This is a genomic window from Streptomyces sp. CNP082 (assembly GCF_059570535.1).
Map to the genome: position 1 here is coordinate 1,316 of NZ_JCANSZ010000096.1, position 5,789 is coordinate 7,104.

General features: G+C 75.3%; 2 protein-coding genes (1 of these 2 cut by a window edge). Both read right to left on the reverse strand.

Annotated elements, in window-relative coordinates:
* On the reverse strand, nucleotides 1-4,322 hold part of the coding region annotated (locus tag B124_RS35620) for an amino acid adenylation domain-containing protein (protein ID WP_496507170.1) (this coding region is incomplete at its 3' end). 1,315 nt of the annotated region lie to the left of the window's left edge; 4,322 of 5,637 annotated nt are visible.
* Nucleotides 4,323-4,460: 138 nt separating this feature from the next.
* Nucleotides 4,461-5,789: condensation domain-containing protein (locus tag B124_RS35625; protein WP_496507171.1), on the reverse strand; the 1,329-nt coding region annotated here is incomplete at its 5' end.

Below are 5,789 nucleotides of genomic sequence, written 5' to 3' on the forward strand. Positions count from 1 at the left end.
GANNGNNCGGCGGCGGGGAAGCGGCCGAGGTAGTTGAAGCCGATCTGCGCCTGCGGCAGCGCCGCCATCGCCTCTTCTGTCCCGGCGTTGAGATAACGCAGCAGCTCGTAGCCCAGACCGTCACCGGGCACAGCGCGCGCCTGCTCCTTCACCGCCTTCAGCAGTGCACCCGCCGCCGCACCGCCTGCGCGTACGCCGTCGAGGTCGATCCCGGTGACCGAGGCCCGTACGGGCCGGGCGCTGGTGAACCAGCCCACCGTGCGCGTCAGGTCCTCGTCCTCCACCGGCTCGCGGCCGTGCCCCTCGATGTCGACGAGCACGCCGTCGTACGCGTCCGTCCGCCAGCCCGCGACGGCCCCGGCGAGCGTGGCGAGCAGCACCTCGTGCACGCCGGTGTGGAACGCGGCGGGCGTGCGGCCCGTCAGTGTCTCGGCCTCCTCGGCGGGCACGGTCCAGGTCCGCGAGCGCAGGGTCGCCGCGGTGTCGCGGGCCGGGTCGAGCGCGCGCGTGCCGAGCGGCGGCTCCGGCGCGCCGAGCAGTTCGGCCCAAGCGGCGGCCTCCGCCGTACGCTCCGGCCGTCCGGCCTGCGCCACCAGCTCCCGCGACCAGCGCCGGAACGACGTCGCCACCGGCTCCAGCTCCGGCTTCCGCCCCTCCCCCACCGCCTCACACGCAGCCCGCAGATCCGGTACCAGAATCCGCCACGACACCCCGTCCACCACCAGGTGATGGACCACCAGCACGATCCGCCCCACCCGGGCCGGTCCGGCGTCGAGCCACACGGCCTGGACCATGACCCCGGCTGCCGGGTCCAGCCGCCCGGCCGCCGCGCGGGCCTCGCGCTCCGCGAGGGCGTCGAGACCACCGTCGCCGCCCTCGCCGCAGTCATCGCCGTCTCGGTTGCCGAGGCCGTCTGCGTCCGACGCGTCGATGCGGGTGACGAGCGCGGCCGGGTCGACCGAGCCCCGGTTGCCGACCGTCAGCCGGAGATCGGCCGCGTCTGCCGGGCCGGTACGGGCACGCAGCATGTCGTGCGCGTCGAGCACCGCGCCCAGCCCGCCCGTCAGCGCCTCGAGCCCCAGGCCCGCCGGTGCGCCCACGACCGTCCACTGCGCGAATCCGGGCGCCGCGGCCCGTACTCCCAGCCGGCGCATGACCGGTGTCCACGGTACCTGGCCCACGCCGTCGTCCCGGGCCGCCGCACGACGCCGTGCCGGTTCGGCGATCTGCGCGACCAGGGCCAGCCGCTCCGGGGTCTTCTCCTCGAATACCTGCCGCGGCGTCAGCACGTACCCCGCGCGCCGGGCCCGGGAGGCGAGCTGCATCGACGTGATCGAGTCACCGCCCAGCGCGAAGAAGCTGTCGTCCGCACCGGCCCGCTCCAGGCCCAGTACCTCGGCGAACAGCGTGCACAGCGCCGTCTCCGCGGCGCCGGACGGCGCCCGTCCCGTTGCGCGCCCGGCGAAGCCGGGGGCGGGCAGCGCCGCCCTGTCGACCTTGCCGTTGACCGTGAGTGGCAGTTCGTCCAGCACCACCACCGCGGCCGGAACCATGTACTCCGGCAGCGCGGCGGCGACGTGCGCGCGCAGGTGCTCCCCCTCGACAGCCCGCCCGTCGGGCACGACGTACGCGACGAGCCGCTTCTCGCCCGGCCGGTCCTCGCGCGCCACGACCACCGCGTGCGCGACGTCCTCGTGGACGGCGAGCGCGGATTCCACCTCGCCCAACTCCACGCGATAGCCGCGGATCTTCACCTGCTCGTCGGCGCGGCCGGCGAAGTTCAGCAGTCCGCCGTCGGTCCAGCGCGCCAGGTCGCCGGTGCGGTACATCCGCCCGCCGGTGTCGAACGGGCAGGCCACGAACCGCTCCGCCGTCTGGTCCGCGTGCCCCAGGTAGCCGCGGGCCAGGCCCGGCCCGGCCACGTACAGCTCACCGGTGACGCCCGGGGGCACCGGCTGCAGGAACGCATCCAGCACGTAGGCCCGCCGGTTGCCCATCGGCCGGCCGATGGGCAGCACGGCGCCCGCCGTGTCGCCGGGGCGCAGCACGTGCCAGGTCGCGCAGAGCGTGATCTCCGTGGGCCCGTACAGGTGCCGCACGCAGACATCGGGGCACGCCTCGCGCACGCGCGCGACGGCCGCGGCCGACACCACGTCGCCGCCGGTGAGGACCTCACGCAGGTCCGCGAAGCACTCCGGGGACTCCTCCGCGAGCACCCGGAACAGCCCGGCGGTCACGTGCAGTCTGCTCACGCCCGCGCCGGCAACGGCCCGGCGCACCCGCTCCGCGTCGACGACGCCGGGCTCAGCGATCACGACCCGGCCGCCGGCGGCGAGCGGCACCCACACCTCGTACAGAGAGATGTCGAACGCGTGCGGCGCGTGCATCAGCACCGCCTCGCCCGGGCCCACGGCCCAGCCGCTCTCGCCGGCGAGCACCACCACGGCACCGTGCGGCACGGCCACACCCTTGGGCGTCCCCGTCGAGCCGGAGGTGTACATCACGTACGCCACGTCCGCCGCGCTTACCCGCACGGGGGCCGCGGCGGGACGGCCGGCGACGGCGGTCGCGGTCTGCGGGTCGTCGAGGACGACGAGGACCGCGGCGGCGTCACCGGGCACCGCCGCGCGCGTCTGCCGGGTGCACACCACGGCCGCGGGGGCGGAGTCGGCCAGCAGGAACGCCACCCGCTGAGCGGGGTAGCCGGGATCCACCGGCACGTACGCCGCGCCGGCCTTCCACACGCCCAGCAGCGCCACGAGCAGGTCGGCCGACCGCTCCATGACGACGGCGACCCGGTCGCCGCGGCGCACCCCGGCGTCCGCCAGATACGCCGCGAACCGTCCGGAGGCCGCGTCCAGTTCCCCGTACGTCAGCGTCCGTGCCCCTTCGGTCACGGCGTGCGCACCCGGCGACCGTACGGCGTGCGCGGCGAACAGCTCCGGCACACAGGCACCCGGCAGCGGCGCCTCGGTGGCGTTCCACTCCGCCACCACGCGCGCCCGGTCCGCGGCCGGGACCATGTCGATCCGGCCCACGGGGGCCGCCGGATCGGCGGCGATCTGCTCCAGCACCCGCACCAGGCGCTCGAAGACCGTCTGCACGGCGGCGCGGTCGAACAGGTCAGGGCGGTAGTCGAGCTTGAAGCTCAACTGCTCACCGGGGGCGGCGACGAGCGTCAGCGGATAGTGCGCCGCCTCCTGGCCACCGGCCATGCGGATCGCGAACGTGCCGGGGGCAGGCGCCTCCTCGGGCGGCAGAGGGTAGTTCTCGTACACCACGATCGTGTCGAAGACACCGCCGGCGCCGGCGGTCCGCTGCACTTCGGGCAGACCCACATGCTGATGTGCGACGAGCGCCGACTGCCGGTCCTGCAAGGCGGCGAGCATCTCCGCCACCGGCTGCGCGCCGTCGAGCCGGACACGCACCGGCAGGGTGTTGATGAACAGCCCCACCATCGACTCGACACCCGGCAGCTCCGGCGGCCGGCCGGAGGCGGTGGCACCGAACACGACGTCCGTACGCCCCGCAAGCCGCCCCAGGACCAGCGCCCACGCGCCCTGCACCACCGTGTTGAGCGTCAGGCCGCGGGCGCGGGCCAGGGCGGCCAGGTCCGCGGACAACGCCTGCGGGGCCTCCGCGATCAGGCTCTCCGGCGCCACCGGAAGCCGCCCCGGGTCGGCGGGTGCCACAAGCGTCGGCTCGCCGGCCCCGGCCAGCTCCGCGCGCCACGCGGCCCGCGCGGCGTCCTTGTCCTGCCGGCGCAGCCACGCCAGATACTCGCGGTACGACGTGGCCGGGGGCAGCCCGCGCGCGTCGCCGCCCGCCGCGTACACCGCCGTCAGCTCGCCGAGCAGCACCGGCATCGACCAGCCGTCCATGAGGACGTGATGGCTGGTGACGACCAGCCGGTGGCGCTCGGCGCCGAACCGGACGAGGAGCAGCCGCAGCAGCGGCGCGGCGGCCGGGTCGAAGCGCTCCGCCCGTGCCCTGGCCGCCAGCCGCTCGGCCTCGGCCAGCGCCTCGGCCTCCGGCCGGTCGGAGACGTCCGCCGCCTCCCACGGCAGCTCCACATCGCGCGCGATGACCTGCACCGCCTCGCCCGACTTGCGCCGCCGGAAGCTCGCGCGCAGCCCGGCGTGCCGCTCCAGCAGCGCCTCCCACGACCCCCGCAGTCTGTCCGGGTCCACAGGGCCGACCAGGTCCAGCAGCCGCTGGCCCTGGTAGACGTCGGGGCCGTCCTCGTCGAAAGCGGCGTGGAACAGCAGGCCCTCCTGCAGCGGCGACAGCGGCCACACGTCCTCGACGGCGGATCGGGTCATCGCTCTGTCTCTCCTCACTGCGGATCGCTGGCTGCGGTTCAGGGGCTCACGGCGGTACGAGGTCAGGGCTTCCGGGTCGGCGGGTTGGCGGGTTGGCGGATCGATTGGGTTACGGGATTCGGGTTTACGGGGCCGGGGTCACAGAAGGTCGTCGTCGTCGAGTCCGGCTTCGAACTCGTCGACCTCGTCCTGTCCGAGGTCGAGCAGCCCGAAGTCCGAGGGGGTGTGCCCGCCGGCCGCCGGGTCGCCGGTGTGGGCGGCGAGCCCGGCGAGCATGTCCAGCCACATGGCGCCCAGTCGCTCGGTCTCCTCGGCGCCGAGGAGACCGGAGGCCCGGCTCAGGGTCAGCGTCAGCTCCGGGCCGCCGGGGGTGTCGCGGACCACCGCGTTCGCCTCCAGCGCGTGCGCCACCGGCAGGTCCGGCGCGGCGGATCCGCCGACGGCCGTGTCCCCGGCCGGCTGCCACGGCTCGGGGCCGGCGGCCGGGGAGGCGGCGGCAAAGCGGCCGAGGTAGTTGAAGCCGATCTGCGGCGACGGCAACGCCGCCATGGCCTCGGCGGTCTGCGGGTTGAGGTACCGCAGCAGCCCGTGGCCGAGACCGTCACCCGGCACGGCCTGAGCCTGCTCCTTGACCGCCTTCAGCAGCACACCGGCCGCCGCGCCGCCGGCGCGCGCATAGCGGAGGTCGACGCCGGAGGTGTCGAGGCGCAGCGGATGCACGGCGGTGAACCAGCCGACCGTCCGCGACAGGTCCATGTCCCCGTCCGGCTGGCGGCCGTGGCCCTCGATGTCGATGAGCAGACCGTGGTCCGTCGTCTCCGGCCGCCAGAGGACGACGGCCCCGGCGAGGGTCGCCAGCAGCACCTCGTACACGCCGGTGTGGAAGACGGTGGGGGTGCGGCCAACAAGCGTCACCGCGTGCTCGGCGGGCACCGTCCAGGTGTGGGAACACATGGCCCCGGCGGTGTCGGCGGTGGGGTCCAGGGGGCGGTGGCCGAGGGGTGGTGCGGGGGCGCCGAGAAGGCCGGTCCAGGCGTCGACTTCGGCGGCGCGGTCATCGCTTGCCGCCTGGGCGACGAGGTCGCGCGCCCAGCGCCGGAAGGGAGTGGGCACGGGGTCGAGGGCGGGCTGCCGGGCGTCGGCGAGAGAAAGGCAGGCAGCCTGGAGGTCGGAGAGGAGGATGCGCCAGGACATGCCGTCGACCACGAGGTGGTGGACGACGAGTACGAGCCGCCCGACCCGGGACGGGCCGGCGTCCAGCCAGACGACACGGACCATCGTTCCGTCCGCAGGACGCAACTTCGCGGCGGCGGCGCGGGCTTCGCGGCCGGCGAGCGCGTCGAGACCGGCGTTGCCGGCCGTGTCTGCGGTGTCGGCGGCGTCAACGGCGTCGATACGGGTGACGAGACCGGCGGCATCGGCGGAGCCGCGCTCAGGGACGACCAGGCGGGGGTTCGCCGGATCCGA